This is a genomic window from Algoriphagus sp. SE2 (assembly GCF_039563885.1).
GTDB lineage: Bacteria > Bacteroidota > Bacteroidia > Cytophagales > Cyclobacteriaceae > Algoriphagus.
Map to the genome: position 1 here is coordinate 16,442 of NZ_JBCLWJ010000002.1, position 21,084 is coordinate 37,525.

Sequence of the window (21,084 nt, forward strand, 5' to 3'; positions counted from 1 at the left end):
TATTTTTGCTAATTGAATTGACTTTTTTATTTCTTTAAAAGATCAAATTCATAAGTTCCTGCCACAGCGAATGTACCATTTATTCTAGCTCCCGGTGCGGAAATAGTGAAGATCAACTTTAAATTATCTGCGTTTCTGGTAAATGAAATTTCTCTTCCGGCAGCGGGTTTTACTCCGCTTAGAATAAATTTATTGAAACTACTTCCAGCAAAACTCCAAGTTCCTGAAGCATCAAACAATTCATTGCTGTTTCTGCTAGTATATGTTTTCGAAGAAGTTGAGCTTAATGTTAGTTCAAAATTTTGAAAATTATCTGTAACAAGTACGCCATCTCTTTTTACGGTACCTCCTCCAGAAGTTTCCCAGGTCAGACTGCCAGTTCCAGTTAAAGCTTCAACAGCCAGCTCTTCTGCAGTTTTTTGCGGTGGATCTGGCGTATCGTCTCCACAACCTTGAACTATTACAAGAATTGCGATGAAAGCAAAGACCTTTAAATATGTAAATCTCATAGAATTAATAATTTCTTTCAAATGAAAATAAATATACATAAGTATGTTTAAAACTAAACTTACTTATAATCTTCAAGTTTTATTTTTTGCAAGCAAAATTCATATTCTCTTGGATCATTTGAGCAAACGAGAAGCGTTCGATTGGATTTATACTCAAAAACTAAATCTTGATACCATTTGATGCCTTTTTTATCCAAGTTTGAAGTTGGTTCATCAAGTAAAATCAAATCAACCTCAGAAAAAAGAGCAATTCCCAATTTGACGCGTTGTTTCATCCCTGAGGAGAATTGGGAGAGTTGTTTTTCAGCATGCTCTTTCAGATAAAGTAATTCAATTATTTGCTCAACGGTAAAGCCTGAAATACAATTCTTGAATTTAAAATGAAACTGTAAAAGCTCTTTTAAGGAAAATTCTTCAGGAAGCTCCATATAAGGAGCGGCAATGCTTATATGGGAAAACCATTCCGAATCAGAAATAGATTGGTTTTCTTTTAAATATGAAATTTTGCCAGATGTAAGAGGAATCGCTCCACTGATACATTTAAGTAGAGTGGATTTTCCAGAACCATTGCTCCCTGTTACTGCTAATGATTCACCAGATTCAATTTCTAAATCCAGGTTTTTAAAAATCCACTCATATTGAAAGCGCTTTGAAGCTTCTTCAAGTTGGATTTTAAACATGATTAATTGATATAGCCTTTCATTACACCTCGCTCAGATGATCTGATGAAATTTAATATTTCATCTCTTTCTTTAGTAGCTGGTAGGTTTATTTCAATTTCTTCCAAAGCACGACTATTATTCATGCTATTGAGGAATAAATATCTATAGACTTCTTGAATATGGCCAATTGACTCACTGGAAAAACCTCTTCTTCTTAACCCTAAAGAGTTAACGCCTGCGTATGAAAGAGGCTCTCTTGCAGCTTTTGTGAAGGGGGGAACATCTTTTCTTACCAAAGATCCACCTGAAACCATGGAATGCATCCCTATTTTCACAAATTGATGTATTGCGCTTGATCCCCCAATAATAGCCCAATCATCAATGGAAACATGGCCAGCTATCTGAACAGAATTTGCTATTATAACATGACTTCCTAACACACAATCATGCGCCACATGAACATAAGCCATTAATAAACAATCGCTTCCAATGACGGTAGTTTGTTTGTCAACCGTGCCTCGGCTTACTGTGACACACTCACGAATGGTAGTATTATCTCCAATCATCACTGTGGAGTCTTCACCTTGGAATTTCAAGTCTTGAGGAATTCCAGCAATTACAGAACCTGGGAATATTTTACAATTCTTTCCGATTATGGCTCCCGGAAAGATAGTTACATTAGGACCGATCCATGAATTATCTCCAATGACCACATTCTCATGGATCATTGTAAAAGGATCTACATGGACATTTTTTCCCAACTTTGCTTTTGGGTCTACATGGGCCATTGGGCTGATCATGATTCTTTACGGGTTATGCTGGCTGTCATAACTGCTTCACAGACTAACGTGTTTCCAACATATGCTTCACCACGCATTTTAGCTATGCCTCTTCTTATTGGAGCCAATAGTTCACATTTAAAAATTAGGGTGTCCCCTGGTAGTACCATTTTTCTAAACTTACAATTTTCAATTCCTAAGAAATAAGTCCAATAATTCTCCGGGTCTTCCACTGTACTCAAAACTAAAATACCTCCAGTTTGAGCCATAGCTTCTACTTGCATAACGCCAGGCATTACGGGATTTCCAGGGAAATGCCCCATGAAAAATGGTTCATTGATTGTTACATTTTTCACTCCTGCTACTACAGTCTCATCTAGGTATATGATTTTGTCTAAGAGTTGAAATGGATATCTATGAGGTAAAATATTACTGATCTGGTTGATATCCATTACCGGAGGTAGCTTCGGGTCATAATGAGGGATATGACTTGAACTTGCCTTTTCCATAGCTCGTTTTAATTTCTTTGCAAAAGCAACGTTGGCTGCATGTCCAGGTCTTGCTGCCAAAATCTGAGCTTTTAAAGGTCTACCTACTAATGCTAAATCGCCGACCACATCCAATAGTTTGTGTCTCGCTGGTTCATTTCTATACCGAAGATCCACATTGTTTAAGATACCTTCTTTCTTTACTTCTACCTTTTGTTTATTAAACATTTTAGCCAGACTGACCAGCTCTTTGTCTTCAACAACACGATCTACAACCACAATTGCATTATTCAAATCTCCCCCTTTTATTAGATTTGAATTATATAGCATTTCTAATTCATGAAGAAAACAAAATGTTCTACATGAAGCTATTTCAGGAATGAATTGGCTGATATCTGTAATAGATGCATGCTGGCTACCCAAAACAGGAGAATTATAATCTACCATTACGGTTACTCTATAATTATCAGTAGGCAAAGCAACCATTTCTACTTCTCTGGAAGAGTCTTTATACTGGATACTCTCTTCCACCTCAAAAAATCTTCTTAAGGCGTTTTGTTCCTCAAGACCTGCATCTTGTAGGACATCTATAAATTGTATAGAAGAGCCATCCATTATGGGGGGCTCGGGTCCATCAAGTTGAATCAATACATTGTCTATTTCCATCCCGACTAAGGCAGCCAAAACATGTTCAACTGTATACACTCGGGCTCCATTTTGTTCTAATGTTGTTCCCCTGGAAACGTCTACTACTAGATCACAGTCCGCATCAACGGTAGGCCTTCCTTCGAGATCAACGCGTTGAAATTTAATTCCATGGTTAGGAGGTGCAGGTAGGAACGTCATATTGGAAATTACTCCTGTATGAAGACCTACTCCAGATAGTTCTACCTGCTTTTTGATGGTATGTTGTTTTACCTTCATCTGATATTTTAAACTTTCAGGATGATTAAGGGTGCAAATTTACGGCTTTTTTTCCAGTTCTCTCAAACGGTTTTCCAGGTCGTCTAAATTTTTGAAAATGGAATATGATTTCAGGAAGTTTTTCATCTCAATTCCTATGTAACCAAAAATAGTTTGACCAGTATTTTTTACTGATTTACTTATGCCTGTTTTTGCTCCAATTGTGGTTTTATCAGCGATTTTCAGATGACCGCTTATTCCTACTTGACCAGCAATGATACAATTTTTTCCAATTTCAGTTGAACCAGAAATTCCAGTTTGGGAAGCGATTACTGTATTTTCACCAATTGTTACATTATGGGCGATTTGAACCAGATTATCGATTTTCACCCCTTTTTTAATAATAGTCGACCCCATCGTTGCACAGTCGATTGTGGTATTTGCTCCTACGCTGACGTGATCTTCAATAATAACATTTCCGATTTGGGGGATTGGTTTATAGCTTCCATCTGATTGTGGTGCAAACCCAAAGCCATCAGAACCAATTGTAGCCCCGGGATGTATTTCACAATTAGAGCCAATTGACGTGTCGGAACAAATTTTTGCACCTGGATGAATAATAGTGTTACTTCCTATAGTTACTCGGTCTCCAATATACACCTGAGGATGAATCTTTACATTATCTCCTATTACACATTCCTTTCCAATATGTGAATAAATACCTCTAAAGCCGTCCTTCCCCATTTCGCTGGAAATATCCATAAAACTTGGCTCTTGCACTCCAACCATGCTAGATTTTGTGAATTGGTTATAATACTCCAACAGTGTAGAGAATCCGGAATATGCGTCCTTTACTCTTATCAATGTTGTATTTACTGCCTTTGTTGGAATAAAATTTTCAGAAACTATTACTGCAGTCGCTTTTGTCTCATAGATAAACGCTTGATATTTTTCATTGGAGAGAAAACTGATTCCACCAGATTTCCCTTCTTGAATTTTATCAAGTCTGTATACTTTTTGTTTTTCATCTCCTTCTACTTTTCCTTGAAGGATTGCGGCTACTTGGCCTAAAGTAAATTCCATATGCTGGTTGGACGTATTAGAAATTTAAATTTAAACTTTTGGCTTTACATATATAGTGTTTCTCCACTATTTTGCTCATTACCTTGATATTCGGCAAATCCGCAGCTTGTGCCACATCAATTACTTTTCCCTTTTTAGTAAGGATATTAATCCTGTCTTTTGCCAAATACCCGTAGTTGCTTACTGCCCCGTGAGAAAAGAAATAAGTGATATCCTCTTCAGGAATCCCAAGTTTCGAAATTGTTTTTGTTTTCAATTCATCGATCTCCTCTAGGCTTGGCTGCTCATTTGTTAATGCTATTTTAAAAAGGTTTCTGGTCAAAAACATGTTGGAAATATTTCTTAATACATAATCGGGATGTTTCTTCCATAGCTTTATTGCTCCCCAGATATCCAAATCATCCATTTCTAAAAATAATTTTAGAATCTCAGGATTTTGCTGAAAATCATAAATAGTGTTTTCATTTTGTAAAAAGAAATCAAACTCATCGGTTATCGTAAACCTTGTCCCGCTTTTGCGAAGCATTTTGGCTCGTTCTATCAGCTTGATGAGCATTTTCTCGGCACTGACAGTGGTTTTATGTAGATAAACCTGCCAATACATCAATCTCCTTGCACTTAGGAAGTTTTCAATAGAATAGATCCCTTTTTCTTCAATAACAACTTGATCATTTTTAACATCCATCATTTTGATGATTCTGTCAGCACCTATTGTTCCTTCAGAGACTCCTGTAAAGAAGCAATCCCTTTGAAGGTAGTCTAATCTATCAATATCCAACTGGCTGGAAACAAGCTGGTGAAAGAACTTTCTTTCGTATGTATTCTTAAATATTCTTAAAACTAAATCGAGCTTTCCATTGAGTTCTTTGTTGAAAAGCTCAATGGTTAAAAGTGATAAATCCTCATGTGGGACGCTTTTAAGCAGGCTATATTCTAAGGCATGTGAAAAAGGGCCATGACCTATATCATGCAGTAAAATAGCAATAAGAGCAGCTTCATATTCTTTATTGGAGATTTCTGTTCCTTTTATGCGTAGATTATCCAGCGTAATACTCATCAAATGCATCGCACCTAAAGCATGATGGAATCGAGTATGAAGAGCTCCGGGGTAGACAAAGTCTGTCAAACCTAGCTGTTTTATTCTCCGTAACCTCTGGAAATAAGGGTGATCAATGATGGTAAAAATCAACTCGCTTGGGATCGTGATAAATCCATAGACCGGGTCGTTTAAAATCTTTTGGCTTTTCAATTGGGCCGAATTTGATTGACTCAAAAGTAATTATAATTTTAAAAGAAACGGAACCTGAAATGTCTCAAAAATTCAATATTCTGTGGGCAGATGATGAAATCGACCTGCTTAAACCACATATTCTTTTCCTAGAACAGAAAGGGTATCAGATTACTACCGTAAATTCTGGAGTAGATGCCATCGAAGAAGTGGAAGGTCAAAATTTTGATGTGATTTTTTTAGATGAAATGATGCCTGGAATGACAGGGCTTGAAACATTACAACAAATCAAGATTTTAAAGCCTCAAATACCAGTGGTAATGATTACCAAGTCGGAGGAAGAGCATATCATGAATGATGCTATAGGAGGAAAAATAGCTGATTATCTGATCAAACCATTAAATCCCAATCAAATCTTGCTTTCTGTAAAAAAACTTTTGCAAAACAAGCAGCTGATCGATGAGAAAACGACTTTAAGTTATCAGCAAGAATTTATGAAAATCAGCATGGCTTTTGGAGATGCCGAGGATCATCAGGACTGGGCTGATATATATAAAAAGCTAATTTATTGGGAAATGCAGATTGATTCTACCGAAAATAAAAGCATGATTGAGGTTTTGGAAACCCAAAAAATAGAAGCAAATGCCTCCTTTGCCAGATTTATTAAAGAAAATTACATAGACTGGATGGAAGAGCAAAACAAAGAAAAACCATTGCTTTCCCATCAAGTTTTGAAGCAGAAAGTTTTTCCTAAAGTCCAAACCGGGAAACCTTTATTTTTGATTGTCATCGATAACTTAAGATATGATCAGTGGGAAGATATTGAGCCCATTTTATCTACCTATTTCAATGTAGAGGAAAAGGATACATATTATAGTATTTTACCAACTACCACCGCATTTGCAAGAAATGCATTGTTTAGTGGAATGATGCCTTTAGATATGGCAAGATTCTATCCTAAATTATGGGAGGATGAGGATTCTGATGAGGGGAAAAATAATTTTGAAGAAGATTGGTTGAAAATAAACCTTGATAAAAACAGACTTTCAATTAAATCATCTTATCAAAAGATTTTACAGACAAATCAGGGTAAAGCGGCAGTAGAACACTTCCATGAACTACTTCAAAATGATCTGAATATTTTGGTGTATAATTTTGTGGATATGATGTCACATGCCAGGACTGATATGAAAATGATTCGTGAGCTAGCTCCGGATGAATCAGCTTATAGGTCTATTACAAAAAGTTGGTTTGAACATTCTTCTTTATTTGATTTGTTCAAAAAGATCTATCAAGCTGGTGCTGATGTGATTGTGACAACAGACCATGGGACTAAACGAGTGAATCGACCCTACAGGATTATTGGTGATAAAAATGTAACAACTAACTTAAGGTATAAGCAAGGTAAAAACCTTAATTTTGAAGGAGGGAAAGTGTTTGAAATAAAAAGGCCGGAAGATGCAAAACTGCCTAGGTTGAATGTTTCATCAAGTTATGTATTTGCCGTTGAAGATTATTTCTTCGCCTACCCCAATAATTACAATTATTATGTAAACTTCTACAGAGATACTTTTCAGCATGGTGGAGTTTCTCTGGAAGAAATGATCATTCCAATTGTTCATTTATCACCAAAATAATCGGAACATTGATTGAGTATTCATATAGGATAGATGCTATTTCAACTGCCGCTAAGAAGATAGTTGAAGTAGCAAATTCCGAAAAAATCTGGGTTTTTAAAGGAGAGATGGGAGCAGGTAAAACCACTTTGATAAAAGCTTTGGCGAAACTTTTTGAAATCCAAGATCAAGTGAGTAGCCCTACTTTTGGAATAGTTAATGAATATGAAAGTAAATCAGGAGAGAAATTTTATCATTTTGACTTTTATCGGCTAGATGATCCTACAGAAGCTTTGGATATTGGGATAGAAGATTATTTTTATAGTAAAAATTATTGTTGGCTGGAATGGGCCGAAAAAATAGCTGAATTTCTTCCAGATCAATATTTTCTTATTAAAATAGAAATTCTTTCAGAAACAGAAAGAAATCTCACGCTTCAACATATAGATGATGTCAGCTGAACTAAGTGAATTATCCGCAGTAGGTTTAATACCTAAAGAATCTCCATCAAAAATCAGGAAGGATTCAAAATCCATCACGGTCGGAATTCCAAAAGAGATATCATCCCAAGAAAAGAGGGTCGTGTTGACTCCTGAAGCTGTGGGGATTTTGTCTAATTATGGACTTTCTGTAATTCTTGAGACAGGAGCCGGCCTACATGCAAAGTTTTCTGATCAGGATTATTCTGATGCCGGGGCCAAAGTCGTCTATTCTAGAAAAGAAGCATTTGCTTCGGATATAGTTTTAAAAATTGATTCTCCCACTATAGAGGAGGTGGCTGAAATGACTCAAGGAAGTTGTTTGATATCAGCGCTTCAACTTGGGAGGCAAAGTAAAGAATTTATTGAGGCGCTAAATGCTAAAAAAATTACTGCTGTTGCCTTTGAGTATTTAGAAGATAAAGTAGGAGGCATGCCTGTAGTAAGGGCTATGTCTGAAATAGCGGGAAGTACTTGTATGCAAATAGCAGCTGAATACTTATCCAGTGTAAATGATGGTAAGGGATTAATAATGGGAGGTGTTACCGGTGTCCCACCTACTCAAGTAGTTATCATTGGAGCTGGTACTGTTGCGGAATATGCAGCCAGAACAGCGTTGGGTCTTGGAGCTAATATCAAAGTTTTTGATAATCATATTTATAAATTAAGAAGGATCAAGCAATTATTAGGTCAACAAGTTTATACTTCTACCATCGATAATTTTAGCTTAAGCCAAGCAATGGCTGAGGCTGATGTAGTGATTGGAGCTTTAAGAGCTGAAAAAGGAAGGAATAAAATTGTAGTAAGTGAGGAAATGGTTGCCAATATGATGCATGGCAGCATTGTCATTGATGTGGGAATTGATCAAGGTGGATGTATTGAAACTTCAAGAGTAACCAGTCATGATGAACCTGTCTATAGAGTTCATGATATCATCCACTACTGCGTTCCGAATATTGCTTCCAGAGTTGCTCGAACCGCTTCTTACTCCTTAAGCAATATTTTTACACCGATTATTCTACAGACTGCCGATCTAGGTGGAGCTGAGGAGATGATATTTAATTATAAGTGGTTTCTACGTGGTGTTTATACGTATAGGGGTAGTCTGACCAATGCTTATTTAGGTAGGAAATTTGGACTTTCTCATAAAGAACTTCAACTATTACTAGCTGCCAGATATTAATTTAAGAAAGGAGGTTTTGACGAAGCAAAAATTCTAACTGCTCGTTTGCTTTTAGAAGAGCCTCGGTTAATTTCTCGTTTTCTCTTCTTAACATATAAATTTCAAAAGCATTTTTAATTACGGTTCTTAGGTAATCTTCTTCCCAAGGTTTTGTGAGGTAATGATAAACTTGACCTTTGTTAATTGCATCAATAACGGCCTGTATATCAGTATATCCAGTTAATAAGAGTCGGATTGGTTTAGGGTAAATTGGAATTATACTTTCCAAAAATTCAACACCCGTTTCTTGAGGCATTCTTTGGTCTGTAATTATTATGTCGACTTCCTCGTTTTTTAATAATTCTCGTGCCTCATTTGCCGAAATAGCAAGAAAAATTTTATAATCTCTACGAAATGTAGCTTTGAATGCCTGAAGGTTATTTTCCTCATCATCAACATATAGAATTTTTATTTTTTCTTCCCTTTCCGTTTCCATTCGATCTTCAATCTTTCGATAGGTTATTTCCTTACTACAAATAATCTTATTTCCAGTTAAAAAACAAATCTAATTAGAAGGATAATTAAGTTAAAAGAGCGCTCTTTGAATTAGTTTTTAAGTTTTTAATCTATTATGCCAACGAATGTATTTGACATAAAGCGTAATAAATTATCTTTACCCAGCCATTCACCCTCATATTCAACAAATGTCATCTAAATTTTCTACTGATCAAAATGCTCAGTATAGACCGGAAATTCTTAATCCTACTAAAGAATTAGATTATTCAAGATTAAAAGAATTAAAAGGATATGAGTTTGTTTTGGTCTCTGATCAAATAGAAAGTCAAGTTGCCGATTTGATAAAATCGGAAAATCCCACTAGAACAATACCTCCAAAAGAATTAAACAATCTCGTAACTAATTTTTTTAATAATACGGATAAAGAGAAGTATGGTAATTGGGTTTATTTCCCATGGAAAAATACCCTGGTACACATTCTATCAGGGGAAGAATTTATAAAAATAAGAACAGTAAGAAATAATTTTAAAATTACACCTATTGAACAAAAAATACTAGGTGAAAAGATAGTGGGTATTGTTGGACTTTCTGTTGGTCAAAGTATAGCATTAGCCATGACTTTAGAGAGAGGTTACGGTGAAATTAGATTAGCGGATTTTGATACCCTAGAACTAAGTAACCTTAATAGGTTAAAAGCTGGAGTAACAAGCTTAGGTTTAGAAAAAGTAATTATAGCAGCAAGGGAAATCGCAGAAATTGATCCTTACTTGAAGGTAAAGGTATATCGGGAAGGGATCACGGCAGAAAATGTTGATGAATTCATTTTGGAAGGAGGTAAAATGGATTTGTTAATTGATGAGTGTGATAGTTTGGATATCAAAGTCTTACTTCGAGAAAAAGCAAAAGAACATAGACTAACTGTAATGATGGACACCTCTGACAAAGGAATGTTAGATGTGGAGCGATTTGATCAGGAACCAAAAAGAGAACTTTTTCATGGATTACTTAAAGGAGTTGATTTAGATTCTTTAAAGAATCTTAGTAGTACTGAAAAAGTATCTATTGTATTGAAAATAACTGGACTAGAGACGCTTTCAGCTAGAATGAAAGTTTCTTTGTTGGAGATTGGACAAACTATAACTAGCTGGCCCCAATTGGCATCTGGCGTATTTCTAGGTGGAGCTTCAGTAGCTCATGCAGCTCGCAAATTTCTTCTTGGGGATGACATTAAATCAGGAAGGTATTATGTTGATTTTGATAACTTATTTAAGTTAAGTGACTCCGAGGAAATTAAAATTGACTCTCCTGTAATCCCTGGTATATCAGATTTTCAATATTCCATTCCTTCTGATGTACTTCAGTCTGCGTATCAAATCTCTCGTTCCGAGCTTGAAACTTTGATTGATAAAGCTAATTGGGCTCCCTCAGGAGGGAATATTCAACCATGGGTATGGGTCTTTGATAGAAAGGGTGTCTTACATTTATTTCATGATAAGATAAGAAGTCATTCCATGTTGGATTACAAAGGGACTGGTAGCTTGATAGCTTTTGGGGCAGCTATAGAAAATCTAAGGCTTCAATCTGGAAAAATGGGAATTGATATAGAGGTGATCTATCAGATAAAAGCGTTTGATTCTGATTTAATAGCTAGTATTAGATTTTTGACTAAACAACCAAAGCCCTTAAAAATTAAATATGCTGAATTAGTTGAGGGGATAGGTTTACGGTGCACTAACAGAAAAAATAGGAAAAGATACTTACTTAGTCAAGATGAGCTAAATTCGCTTTTGGAAGTGTCAAAAGAAGACCACGTCTTCTTAGAGTGGACTGACCAAGAGAATGATTTAGAAGAGCTGGCTAAAATAGTGGGTGGGATGGATAGACTCAGATTTTTCCATGATCAGGGATTAGTAGATTTTGTTAACGAAGTTAGGTGGACTGAAAAAGAGGCTATAGATAAAAAGGACGGAATAGATATAGCAACACTAGAGCTTTCAGGAACAGAGAAAGCGGCTATGGGATTACTTAGAGACCCAAGAACTATTAAATTTTTCCGAAAATATTTGATGGGCTACGGTTTGACTAAAATTTCAAAAGACACAATTACCTCAGCTTCCGGAATAATTTTATTGAAAACTAAGGATTATTCACCAATTTCAATTCTCAATGTAGGGATCGTTTTACAAAGGCTATGGATTAAAGCTAATATGCTGGGATTAAGTGTTCAACCAGTAACTGCGATGTTATTTATTTTTCATAGAATATTAAATGAAAAGGAGACAGGGTTTACAGAAATAGAGGAGCAAGAGATTATAAATCTAAAAAATTCATTCACTAATATTTTTAATAAGGAAAAGGAACAGAAAGAAATTTTTATGTTTAGGATCAATAAAGCGGGTGAGCCTTCTGTAAAGTCTTACAGAAGAAATCTTTCAGACACTTTGATCATTATCTGAGATGTTCAATTTTAAAGCATTTAGGGCCATTGACGAACCAGAACGATGTCAAAAATTCGTTCAAGGGCACTCTGATGTATTGCGACAATATGGAGTAACCAAAGTTACCTCTGCAAATAATGATTGGGTTAAGAATCCCTTTGTTTACGTTGTAACAGTAGAAAAGGCGGATACTGGAGAAGTTGTCAGCGGATTAAGGATTCATATCGCACACCCGGATTATCCTTTACCTATGGAACAGGCCGTCTCTCAGGTGGATCATAAAATTTTTGATTTAGTAAAAGAGTATTCTTCTTTTGGTACAGGAGAAGTTTCGGGGCTTTGGAATTCTAAATCCATTTCAGGCTATGGAATTGGTGCAGTATTGCTTATTCGGGCAGGAATTGCGATTGCTACTCAGTTAAAACTGGGTTCTTTGCTCGCCTTAGTGGCGGAGTATACCCTGAAGCCATCTTTACAAAAAGGTTTTGAAATAGAAACGGGTATTGGAAATTCTGGAACTTTCTTTTATCCCAAATTGGATCTTGTCGCAACATCAATTGTGATGAAAGATCCGGAGAATTTACCTTTAGCTGACACCTCTGAAAGAGATAAGATTTTTGAACTAAGAAACAATGTCCAATTCAAAAAAATTGAAATGGGAGCTAAAGGAGAATTTGAAGTAAGCTATGATTTGTTAGTAAAGAATAATAATTGGAGAAATGATATTTAGGGTTTTTGTTTTTTGCTTTTTCTTCTTGACGGCGTTCGCCGGGGCGTATGCAGAAGAAGACGACATAATTAAAGTAGAGTGTTTTTCGTATTTGATGGTCGATAATGATATTGCTGTCAATGAAATATTGACTTCAAATTCCTTTATTCCCAATAACTGTAATACATTCAATTTTGGGATCAGTAATAGTTCAGTATGGGTAAAAGTCGAGTTGCCAGACTTAGATCAATTTGAAGACCCTATATTTTCCTTAAACTCCACTTCTATCGATATTGTCAAATTATATTCCATCAAGGATGGAAAAATAATTAAAGAACATTTGAATGGCCGTTTAATAGGTATTGATGAAAGAGAGTACGTTTCACAAAAAATAGTTTTTGATTTTTCGGAAGAAGAGGTAAACGCTGATTTTTATTTATTCAAAATTGAAAATGTAGACAAAAAGATTTTTACTGGATATATTTCCTCAAAAGATAGCCTACAAGACATATTGAATTTTGAAGACCTCCTTTTTGGTCTTTTAACAGGTGTTTTTATTGGACTGTTTTTTTATAATCTATTTCTTTATTTCTCTGTAAAAGATAAAGTTTACTTTATCTATGTGCTTCATACCTTGTTGGTATGGTTTGCACAGGCTTCTATACTTGGATACACACAAGGTATCATATGGCCTGAATGGGACTGGATGAACCAACGATCTATCGTTATTTTTTCATCAGCCGTGAGTATAGTTGGAATTTGGTTTCTAAGAATTTTCCTTTTATCCAAAAGTATCGTTCCAAAGTTGGATAAAGGTTTTTTTGTGATCTATGGTGTTTATGCTTTCATTTTGATAAACGCTGTTTTAATTTCTATCACGTTAAGTTATCAGGTATTACTAGTTACTCAATCTATCGTTGTTCTCTTTGTGTTGTTTACAGCTGTGATGATTTTGAGAAAAGGTTTTAGACCTGCTCGATATTATTTACTTGCTTGGTCAATCTTTATGATAGGAATATTTTTATTTGTTTTCAGCGAAATGGGGATCATTCCAATCAACAATTTGACGGCTTATATTATGCCAATTGGCTCAGCTTTGGAAGTTGTTTTACTTTCATTTGCACTTGCTGATCGAATCAATATTCTGAAAAAAGATAAAGAACGAGAACAAGCAGAAAGACTAGAGATTTCTAAGGAGAATGAAATCTTAGTACGAGAACAAAATACGATTTTGGAAGAGAAGGTGAAGCTTAGAACTGATGAGTTGGAAAATGCATTAAGAAACCTTCAAAACACTCAAAGTCAATTGGTTAATCAAGAGAAAATGGCTTCTTTGGGTCAATTGACAGCCGGTATTGCACATGAAATAAATAACCCGATCAACTTTGTAAGTTCCAATATTACCCCATTAAAAAGGGATATTAAAGACATCATGGAAGTGATAGAATTTTATCGAGACACAGGTAGAAAGGAATTTTCTGAATCTTCAATTAAGAAAGCAAAAAATCTAGAAGAGGACCTAGAGCTTGATTATGTTTTGGATGAGGTGGATCAACTTTTAAAAGGAATGGAAGATGGGGCCAGAAGGACTGTTGAAATTGTTAAAGGTCTTAGGATTTTCTCAAGAGTGGATGAACAAGATCTTAAAAAAGTTGACCTTCATGACGGAATTAATAGTACTATAATTCTTCTTAACAGCACCATGCCAGGTAAAATAAGGATTGTTCGGGAGTTTGGAGAATTGCCACTTGTAGAATGTCTGGCTGGTAAAATAAATCAAGTTTTTATGAATATTATCAATAATGCAGTTCATGCGCTTTCTGATAATATTGATGGTATAAAAGACCCTCATATAACTATCCGAACTCAGGCACATTTAGACGAAACCGTCACTATAGAGATTGAAGATAACGGCCCGGGAATGCCAGAGAGCGTAAAACAACGTATATTCGAACCATTCTTTACAACAAAGGCTGTAGGAAAGGGGACTGGTTTAGGCCTCTCCATTGTTTATTCTATAATTGAAAACCATAAAGGAAGTCTGGAAGTAAATACCCAGCAAGGACAGGGTACTACTTTTAAAATAACGCTTCCTGTTCATCAAAGTACCCAGAAATATGAGTCATAAAATTCACGTACTTTACATAGATGATGAGGATAATAACCTTAAATCATTTAGAGCTACTTTAAGAAAAGATTTTAAAATTTTTACAGCTATTGACGCTGAAGAAGGCCTCAGGATTGCGCAAGAAGAAGAAATTCATGTAGTCATTGCAGATCAAAGAATGCCTGGAATGACAGGTACTGAATTTTTTGAGAAGATGGTCAAAATAAACCCTGACCCAATTCGAATTTTACTTACTGGCTACTCTGATATTTCCAGCGTAATTGACGCAATAAATAAAGGGGAGGTTTATAGATTTATAGATAAACCCTGGAATATTGAACAGATAAAAAACTCCATTAAGAATGCAGCCGACATCTATTTCATGAGAATGGAATTGAAAGAGAAAAATATCAAATTGAAGAAACTTCATTCTGAAATGAATCAATTTGTATATAGTCTTTCACATGAACTTAGAGGTCCATTGATGAGTATTTCTGGCATTTCTAAATTGGCAAAACTTGAAATTGAAGACTCTCAAACCAGAGAATACTTCGATATGATTGATTCAGCAACAGTAAAGCTGGATGACTACATTTATAAAATGCTTGATTTTTATAGATCTACGAAAATTGATCATAAAGTAACTTCTGTTAATTTTAAGGAAATCGTCAAACAACAAATGGAAGCCTATCATTCAAAATTCGACTTATCGAATTTCCATTTGGATGTTCAAGTAAATCAGGAAAAGGATTTCTACTCTGACGATGCAAAAATCAGAGTAATTTTAAATAACCTTTTTAGTAATTCTGTTCAATTTCAAAAACCTGAACCCGGACCAAGAAACATCAGTTTGACAGTAGATGTTTTAGAGGATAGTGTGGTCATTTCTGTGGAAGACAATGGTATAGGAATAGATCCCAAGCATCATCCGGATGTATTCAATCTATTTACCCGTGCTACACAAAAAAATGTTGGAGTAGGGCTGGGGCTTTATATGGTCAAAGAAGCAGTAGAACAAATGGGAGGATCCATCAATTTAGAGTCAGCTCTTGATGAAGGTACAAAGATTACTGTAACGCTACCTGATATGAAAAAAGGTTGAAGAACTGTCATTTCGAACGTAAAATGTATCTTTGCATTGGATTAGAGCGAAGTCTCACTTTTTATTAACTAATACAAAAAATATGATTAATCCTTGGCACGACGTCAATATCGGAAAAAATGCCCCTGAAGTTGTAATGGGTGTAATTGAAATCCCTAAAGGAAGTAAAGGGAAATATGAGCTTCACAAAAAATCAGGCATGCTAATGCTGGATCGAGTGCTATTTTCAGCAGTTCATTATCCTGCAAATTATGGATTTATTCCCCAGACGTATTGCGAGGATCATGATCCTCTTGATATTCTTATCATTTCCCAGATTGATATTCCTTCCATGTGTTTGGTGGAGGCAAAAGTAATCGGTGTTATGAGAATGACTGACGGAGGTGAAGCGGATGATAAAATCATTGCAGTAGCTGCAGGAGATCAATCCGTAAATTATATCAATGATATTGACGATCTTCCTCCGCATTTAATGAAGGAGGTTCACCGGTTTTTTGAGGATTATAAAAAACTCGAAAATAAAGAAGTAAAAGTCGAGGATTTCCTCGGTAAGGAAGATGCTTTGAGGATCATCCAGGAAAGCATTGCGCTTTATGATAAGCATTTTAGAAACCAAAGATAAATTCTAAGCCTGATTGATATCAGGCTTTTTTCTTTTTCACCTGTTGCTTTGCAGCTTTCTTCAGGAGATATTTCACCAATTGGTTGTAAGACTCATGTTCGTGATTTGAGATAGAGATTGATTGCTTATCTGAGAAAGCTATCGTAAGCTGCTTGAATTCTTTTTTATTGGCCAAAATAGTTTCTTCTTCCCAGGCTAAAATTTGGTTAACAGGATATGTTTTTTCATAGCCTCTTATGGGAAGTTTTACCACGATTTGATCTTTACCGGCAGCAATAAACCGATAGCCTGCCAAAAGTTTTATGAGGATCATCAAGATCACCAGAGTAAGCAGTGGCGCAGCAATCAGATAAAACCAAATTCCAAAACTTCCGACATAAGCAAAATCTCTCAGGATAAATACTAATCCTGCTAATAAAATAATTACGAGAATGCCTAGTGAAAAATATGTAGATAATTTTGGTTTAATTAGAATCATGGAGTGTTTGAATTTCTTTCAATTTTTGCTTTGCAAAAGTCCTTAAATCTTCGAAAAAAGCGAAGAAAATAACTTCAAATTCATCCTCTTTCTCTAAAAGTGCCAAATGAGCTTCCTCCATTTTGGAGTTAAACCTCGTTCTTTTAGAAAGTCCGGTTAATGACATTTGAATTCCCTTTATAGTCGAATAGTTGTAAAGCCAATTATCTTTCTTCATCCAATAAAATAGATTTCCAAAGTTTTCCGGGAAGATAGCCTCATATTTTGAAACTTGATCATATACTGACTGAGCAAATGTTTCCAATGGTTGATTTGAATATCTATTCCAATTTTTACCCAAAAAATAATCGAAATAAATATCGGTGATCACAGTTGAATAATGCCCAAACTTAGGCCTTAAATAAGTTTGTCCTGCTCTTACCAAAGGGTGAGTGTCCGTGAATTTGTCAATAGCTCTATGCAGTTGAATCCCATGACTGATTCCTTCAGGAAAATTGGCCATCATCTTCCCTTTGACAAAATCTCCAATGAAATTGCCAACTAGTATTTCCTCTTGATGAAAAGAAAGATAGGCATGGGCCAAATAGTTCATCCTTGCTTTTTTTGAATAGAAAACTTAATCCGATTTGATTAGTTTCGACCCTAAAATAAGCATTGATGGACAAAGTCACAGAGGAATTAAAGAAAGGACTAAAACTTTTAAAACTAGAATGGCAGGAAGACCTGGCCCAATACAAACAGAAATTTCTGAATTCCTCCATTGCTGAAAAGAAAAAAGAAGGGATTACCTGGCATCCTGTGCTGCTCAAGAAAAGTAAAATCGGGATGGGAGAAAGACTCCTTGTAGAGATCGAAAGGACAGATTCCAATCAATCTTCTGCTTTTTCCTCTGGGAAATCAGTGTCTTTTTTTACTACGCAAGATAGGTATCAAAGTGCTGAGCACCGGGTAAATGGGGTGATCAACTTTGTCCGTAATAATTCCATGATCGTGACACTTCAGGTGGATGAGATACCTGATTGGATGGAAGGAGGACGCTTGGGAGTGGATTTGCTCTTTGATGAGGCAAGCTACCGGGAAATGGAGTTTGCCTTGAAGCGGGTGATTTCTACCGAAAACAAACGCGTGGAGGAGTTGAAAGAGATTCTCTTGGGTAAGAAGTCGCCACAGTTTTCTGAGAAAGCTCAAAGCAATGCATCTCATCTCAATGACTCTCAAAATAAAGCCTGCCAACTCATCTCAAATGCAAAAGATGTGGCGGTGGTACATGGACCTCCTGGAACAGGGAAAACGACTACCTTGATCGAAGCAATCGAACAAGCAGTGATTTTAGGTCAATCCATTTTGGTCTGTGCTCCCAGTAATGCTGCTGTGGATCTGTTGGTAGAAAAGTTGATTGATCGAGAAATTGAGACCTTGCGTTTGGGGCATCCAGCGAGGGTAGAGAAGAAGATTTTGAACCAAACTTTGGATGCGAAAACGACTTTTCACCCGAGTTATAGGGATCTTAAAAAGCTTCGAAAAGAAACGGATAAATACCTAAAGCTGGCTAAGCAATACAAAAGGAATTTTGGACCTGAGGAGAGGGTACAACGCAAACTGATGTATGCGGAAGTCTCTCGACTTCGTGAAGCGGCCAAGTCACTGGAAGAATACATTCAGTACGATATTTTCCAGAAGACTAAGGTTTTTGCCAGCACTCTGGTGGGGGCCTCTTCTTACAGCTTAAAGGGGATGGAGTTTGACGTGGTATTTATCGATGAGGCTGTCCAGGGCTTGGAAGCAGCCACTTGGATTCCGATTTTGAAGGCCAAGAAAGTGGTTTTTGCAGGGGATCATTGTCAGCTTCCTCCTACTATCAAATCTTATCAGGCTGCTCAGGAAGGATTGGCTGAAACTTTATTTGAAAAAGTGATTGCCAGAAAGCCTCAGGCTTCACAGATGCTTCAGGTGCAGTATAGAATGCTGGAAGTTATTATGGGATTCTCCAATGAACAATTTTATAAAGGTAAACTTCAGGCTGCCGAGAATACTAAATTGCATGTTTTCCCCGGAGATAGCAATGCGTTGGAATGGATTGATACCGCCGGAGCTGGGTATTTAGATCAGAAGGAACATGAAAGTCTAAGTACCTGTAATCCGGAGGAGGCCGCTTTTGCCTGTCGCTATTTGAATGAGATGATTGTGCGAATTGGAATTGGGAATTTCAAGCAAGAAGGTTGGACCATCGGCTTAATTGCTCCCTATGGTGCCCAAGTTCGCCTGCTTCGTTCTTTGATTTTTGAAGGGTTTGAGTATCCAAATTTGAGAGCTTTTTCGGATTTGATAACCATCGATACGGTCGATGGATTCCAAGGGCAGGAGCGTGACCTGATGTTGATTTCCCTCACTAGATCCAATGAGAAAGGAGAAATCGGGTTTTTGGCGGATACTCGCAGAATGAACGTAGCTTTGACTCGAGCCAAACGAAAACTAGTGTTGATAGGAGATAGCAGCACGCTAGCGCAAAACACTTTTTTCGATCAGCTACTGCAGTATTTCGAGAAGAATGAGGGATACCGGAGTGTATGGGAGTTTTTGGATTAATAATATGAGTTTTATTTAATCTCTGTTTTTACCTCCATTGATCTTATAAATCAAATAGCCAATACCTACAACAAAATGTAGGATCAAAATCCCTACAACTATAAAAATGAATGTGTTGCTCATTGGTTAAATAGGTATTTAATTCTTTGACAAAGAATGCAATGTTTGGTAATACCTGCTGAGATAGCTCAAAACATCTCCAAAAGCTTCCGCCGATTTCAACTGTTCATCTGACACTTTTTTGCCTAAAAGCCGGCAAAGTAATAAGCCGTAAATACCGTTCAGGCATATTTGTATTTCATTCCCCAAGTCCCGTCCTTCCGCCTGCATCACAGCTTCAATTACAAAAGGTTTGGTTTTATTGTAGATTTCAAAATATTTGGCATCTGTTTTTAAGAGTTTCCAATGGATTTCTGCCAAAGAAAAGACTAGCTCATTGAGCTCTTTTAAATGTCCTTTTTCTAGAATATCCTGATCTTTCATTTTTCCTAAAAGGGCTAGATACCATTCCGAAATCTCATTTCTTTCTTCTTCGGAAACCGGATATTTAGAAACTACAAAGGTTTTGATTTCCTCCGGATTGCCTTGGTAAGACCGGATCAAATCCTCCATTTGATACATGTAGATGATATATTCGGCAATATTGGTTGCTCTCTTGTTCTCTGCTACAGACTTCATGCGGCAAAGGTAAGAAAAGATTGTTTTTTGTCTTCTTTGCTTTCCAAAAGCAAACTAATCCTTGAAAAGATTTTTGTGTTGGCAAGCAGCTTTGTCACGTTGAGCGGAGTCGAAGCGTCTTCGATTTTGAGACTCCCGTCTCTCAAGTGCTACCAATGACAGGTTAACTTAACTTTTGAAAAATAAATAATCTCAAAATTTTATACTTTGTTAATGGAGATTAATTTGAGTTGATAATTGTTTCTCCATATAAACATTTTGCTATTTGTACCCTTTGTCCTTTTGCCCTGATGCAAAAGGACGAAAAAATCAAGATTTGGCAAAGCTTCCACCGCACAAAGCCTCCGCCCGCCCCGCTGCCAAATCCTCCCACCGCACGTCCGATTAATGATTGTTCTAAAATTGAAATGTCATTTTGTAAAAAAAGTCGAATTTTGGAGGGACTCCCTTAAACTATCCGGTTTTTGAGCTGAAGGCAGATCCGTTAAAAAATCGGTTAGCTCGCAAGTTTCGAGCGAGATCCGCCGATTTTTAGGAGATGCCAAAGCGAAAAAATCAAATCGGAACGCATTGAATTAATTACTGGAATTATTACCGATTTGAAGGAGAGTTTAGGGAAGAGGCTTTTGGGTACTTTTGGCCTCAAAAGTACCAACGAGGAGGTTAGTTTTTTTCAATGCAGATTTCAAGATGATTATTGCTTCTCCAAATAAACACGATTCCCAGCCAACTGTGACTGTTACCTTCTGCTGCGTCAGCCCCACGCGCCTACACTTACTACGTTTTATTGTTGAGAATTGGTTTTCAGATGCGAAAAGGAAACAATAGAATCCATTTTGGATCCCACTGTTTCCTTTTTGTTGTTCGATGAATATTTAACATTCGGACTGACAGACCATTTTTTATAGGATTTATAGGAGAAATAATTCCGTAAACTGA

The 21,084-nt window shown here is 36.4% G+C and carries 19 protein-coding genes; 9 read left to right on the top strand and 10 right to left on the bottom strand.

The features are described from left to right. Positions 1 to 26: 26 nt before the first annotated feature. From AAGF08_RS02290 to AAGF08_RS02315, 6 genes are read right to left on the bottom strand one after another with little or no spacing between them, the layout of a single operon-like run. Positions 27 to 509, bottom strand: coding sequence for a hypothetical protein (locus AAGF08_RS02290; RefSeq protein ID WP_343509306.1), 483 nt, complete (start codon positions 507 to 509; stop codon positions 27 to 29). 59 nt (positions 510 to 568) lie between these two features. After that, positions 569 to 1,189 carry an ABC transporter ATP-binding protein gene (locus AAGF08_RS02295; RefSeq protein ID WP_343509307.1) on the bottom strand — a complete coding sequence of 207 codons (621 nt, stop codon included), beginning with the start codon at positions 1,187 to 1,189 and terminating at the stop codon, positions 569 to 571. A 2-nt stretch (positions 1,190 to 1,191) separates the two neighbouring features. Beyond that, entirely contained in the window at positions 1,192 to 1,971 is a 780-nt protein-coding gene (gene lpxA, locus AAGF08_RS02300; protein WP_343509308.1) for an acyl-ACP--UDP-N-acetylglucosamine O-acyltransferase, read from the bottom strand. After that, complete coding sequence (locus AAGF08_RS02305) at positions 1,968 to 3,362, bottom strand: bifunctional UDP-3-O-[3-hydroxymyristoyl] N-acetylglucosamine deacetylase/3-hydroxyacyl-ACP dehydratase (protein WP_343509309.1); 1,395 nt, start codon at positions 3,360 to 3,362, stop codon at positions 1,968 to 1,970. The genes lpxA and AAGF08_RS02305 overlap by 4 nt, the downstream gene beginning before the upstream one ends. A 39-nt stretch (positions 3,363 to 3,401) precedes the next feature. Beyond that, the gene (gene lpxD / locus AAGF08_RS02310; protein ID WP_343509310.1) at positions 3,402 to 4,424 is read right to left on the bottom strand and encodes a UDP-3-O-(3-hydroxymyristoyl)glucosamine N-acyltransferase; all 1,023 of its coding nucleotides are present in this window, start codon (positions 4,422 to 4,424) and stop codon (positions 3,402 to 3,404) included. Between the two features lie 16 nt (positions 4,425 to 4,440). Continuing rightward, positions 4,441 to 5,673 (bottom strand): HD domain-containing protein, encoded by a 1,233-nt coding sequence (locus AAGF08_RS02315; RefSeq protein WP_343509311.1) that lies wholly within the window; start codon positions 5,671 to 5,673, stop codon positions 4,441 to 4,443. 59 nt (positions 5,674 to 5,732) lie between these two features. On the opposite strand from AAGF08_RS02315, the gene AAGF08_RS02320 reads away from it, so the two are divergent. The 3 genes from AAGF08_RS02320 to AAGF08_RS02330 are packed head-to-tail and all read left to right on the top strand — an operon-like array spanning position 5,733 to position 8,930. Continuing rightward, complete coding sequence (locus tag AAGF08_RS02320) at positions 5,733 to 7,289, top strand: bifunctional response regulator/alkaline phosphatase family protein (RefSeq protein WP_343509312.1); 1,557 nt, start codon at positions 5,733 to 5,735, stop codon at positions 7,287 to 7,289. A gap of 8 nt (positions 7,290 to 7,297) precedes the next feature. Beyond that, positions 7,298 to 7,729 carry a tRNA (adenosine(37)-N6)-threonylcarbamoyltransferase complex ATPase subunit type 1 TsaE gene (gene tsaE, locus AAGF08_RS02325; protein WP_343509314.1) on the top strand — a complete coding sequence of 144 codons (432 nt, stop codon included), beginning with the start codon at positions 7,298 to 7,300 and terminating at the stop codon, positions 7,727 to 7,729. Continuing rightward, entirely contained in the window at positions 7,719 to 8,930 is a 1,212-nt protein-coding gene (locus AAGF08_RS02330; RefSeq protein WP_343509316.1) for an alanine dehydrogenase, read from the top strand. The genes tsaE and AAGF08_RS02330 overlap by 11 nt, the downstream gene beginning before the upstream one ends. Before the next feature lies 1 nt (position 8,931). On the opposite strand, the gene AAGF08_RS02335 is transcribed toward AAGF08_RS02330, so the two are convergent. Beyond that, positions 8,932 to 9,405, bottom strand: coding sequence for a response regulator (locus tag AAGF08_RS02335; protein ID WP_343509317.1), 474 nt, complete (start codon positions 9,403 to 9,405; stop codon positions 8,932 to 8,934). Positions 9,406 to 9,613: 208 nt separating this feature from the next. On the opposite strand from AAGF08_RS02335, the gene AAGF08_RS02340 reads away from it, so the two are divergent. From AAGF08_RS02340 to AAGF08_RS02360, 5 genes are all read left to right on the top strand, one after another. Further along, complete coding sequence (locus AAGF08_RS02340; RefSeq protein ID WP_343509320.1) at positions 9,614 to 11,881, top strand: Rv1355c family protein; 2,268 nt, start codon at positions 9,614 to 9,616, stop codon at positions 11,879 to 11,881. A gap of 1 nt (position 11,882) precedes the next feature. Continuing rightward, on the top strand, positions 11,883 to 12,593 hold the full coding sequence (locus AAGF08_RS02345) for a hypothetical protein (RefSeq protein ID WP_343509322.1): 711 nt from the start codon (positions 11,883 to 11,885) through the stop codon (positions 12,591 to 12,593). A 25-nt stretch (positions 12,594 to 12,618) separates the two neighbouring features. Then, entirely contained in the window at positions 12,619 to 14,700 is a 2,082-nt protein-coding gene (locus tag AAGF08_RS02350; RefSeq protein WP_343509323.1) for a 7TM diverse intracellular signaling domain-containing protein, read from the top strand. Continuing rightward, a complete protein-coding gene (locus AAGF08_RS02355; RefSeq protein WP_343509324.1) occupies positions 14,690 to 15,781 on the top strand; it encodes a hybrid sensor histidine kinase/response regulator in 1,092 nt (363 codons plus the stop codon). The genes AAGF08_RS02350 and AAGF08_RS02355 overlap by 11 nt, the downstream gene beginning before the upstream one ends. Positions 15,782 to 15,863: 82 nt before the next feature. Then, positions 15,864 to 16,403, top strand: coding sequence for an inorganic diphosphatase (locus AAGF08_RS02360; protein WP_343509325.1), 540 nt, complete (start codon positions 15,864 to 15,866; stop codon positions 16,401 to 16,403). 19 nt (positions 16,404 to 16,422) lie between these two features. Here the strand turns inward: AAGF08_RS02360 and AAGF08_RS02365 are convergent, their stop codons facing one another. Together AAGF08_RS02365 and AAGF08_RS02370 are read right to left on the bottom strand one after the other, a co-directional pair. Further along, entirely contained in the window at positions 16,423 to 16,881 is a 459-nt protein-coding gene (locus AAGF08_RS02365) for a hypothetical protein (protein WP_343509326.1), read from the bottom strand. Then, complete coding sequence (locus AAGF08_RS02370) at positions 16,868 to 17,473, bottom strand: ACP phosphodiesterase (RefSeq protein WP_343509328.1); 606 nt, start codon at positions 17,471 to 17,473, stop codon at positions 16,868 to 16,870. The genes AAGF08_RS02365 and AAGF08_RS02370 overlap by 14 nt, the downstream gene beginning before the upstream one ends. 65 nt (positions 17,474 to 17,538) lie before the next feature. Between AAGF08_RS02370 and AAGF08_RS02375 the strand changes: the two genes are divergently transcribed. Beyond that, a complete protein-coding gene (locus AAGF08_RS02375; protein ID WP_343509329.1) occupies positions 17,539 to 19,467 on the top strand; it encodes an AAA domain-containing protein in 1,929 nt (642 codons plus the stop codon). A 138-nt stretch (positions 19,468 to 19,605) separates the two neighbouring features. On the opposite strand, the gene AAGF08_RS02380 is transcribed toward AAGF08_RS02375, so the two are convergent. Next, complete coding sequence (locus AAGF08_RS02380) at positions 19,606 to 20,145, bottom strand: DUF4924 family protein (protein ID WP_343509330.1); 540 nt, start codon at positions 20,143 to 20,145, stop codon at positions 19,606 to 19,608. Positions 20,146 to 21,084 lie beyond the last annotated feature (939 nt).

Coding starts and splice junctions, on each gene's coding strand:
- AAGF08_RS02320 (WP_343509312.1), top strand. CDS start 5,733: ATGTCTCAAAAATTCAATATTCTGTGGGCAGATGATGAAATCGACCTG.
- AAGF08_RS02330 (WP_343509316.1), top strand. CDS start 7,719: ATGTCAGCTGAACTAAGTGAATTATCCGCAGTAGGTTTAATACCTAAA.
- AAGF08_RS02360 (WP_343509325.1), top strand. CDS start 15,864: ATGATTAATCCTTGGCACGACGTCAATATCGGAAAAAATGCCCCTGAA.
- lpxA (WP_343509308.1), bottom strand. CDS start 1,971: ATGATCAGCCCAATGGCCCATGTAGACCCAAAAGCAAAGTTGGGAAAA.
- AAGF08_RS02340 (WP_343509320.1), top strand. CDS start 9,614: ATGTCATCTAAATTTTCTACTGATCAAAATGCTCAGTATAGACCGGAA.
- AAGF08_RS02355 (WP_343509324.1), top strand. CDS start 14,690: ATGAGTCATAAAATTCACGTACTTTACATAGATGATGAGGATAATAAC.
- AAGF08_RS02335 (WP_343509317.1), bottom strand. CDS start 9,405: ATGGAAACGGAAAGGGAAGAAAAAATAAAAATTCTATATGTTGATGAT.
- AAGF08_RS02295 (WP_343509307.1), bottom strand. CDS start 1,189: ATGTTTAAAATCCAACTTGAAGAAGCTTCAAAGCGCTTTCAATATGAG.
- AAGF08_RS02305 (WP_343509309.1), bottom strand. CDS start 3,362: ATGAAGGTAAAACAACATACCATCAAAAAGCAGGTAGAACTATCTGGA.
- AAGF08_RS02345 (WP_343509322.1), top strand. CDS start 11,883: ATGTTCAATTTTAAAGCATTTAGGGCCATTGACGAACCAGAACGATGT.
- AAGF08_RS02370 (WP_343509328.1), bottom strand. CDS start 17,473: ATGAACTATTTGGCCCATGCCTATCTTTCTTTTCATCAAGAGGAAATA.
- lpxD (WP_343509310.1), bottom strand. CDS start 4,424: ATGGAATTTACTTTAGGCCAAGTAGCCGCAATCCTTCAAGGAAAAGTA.
- AAGF08_RS02380 (WP_343509330.1), bottom strand. CDS start 20,145: ATGAAGTCTGTAGCAGAGAACAAGAGAGCAACCAATATTGCCGAATAT.
- AAGF08_RS02365 (WP_343509326.1), bottom strand. CDS start 16,881: ATGATTCTAATTAAACCAAAATTATCTACATATTTTTCACTAGGCATT.
- AAGF08_RS02290 (WP_343509306.1), bottom strand. CDS start 509: ATGAGATTTACATATTTAAAGGTCTTTGCTTTCATCGCAATTCTTGTA.
- AAGF08_RS02375 (WP_343509329.1), top strand. CDS start 17,539: ATGGACAAAGTCACAGAGGAATTAAAGAAAGGACTAAAACTTTTAAAA.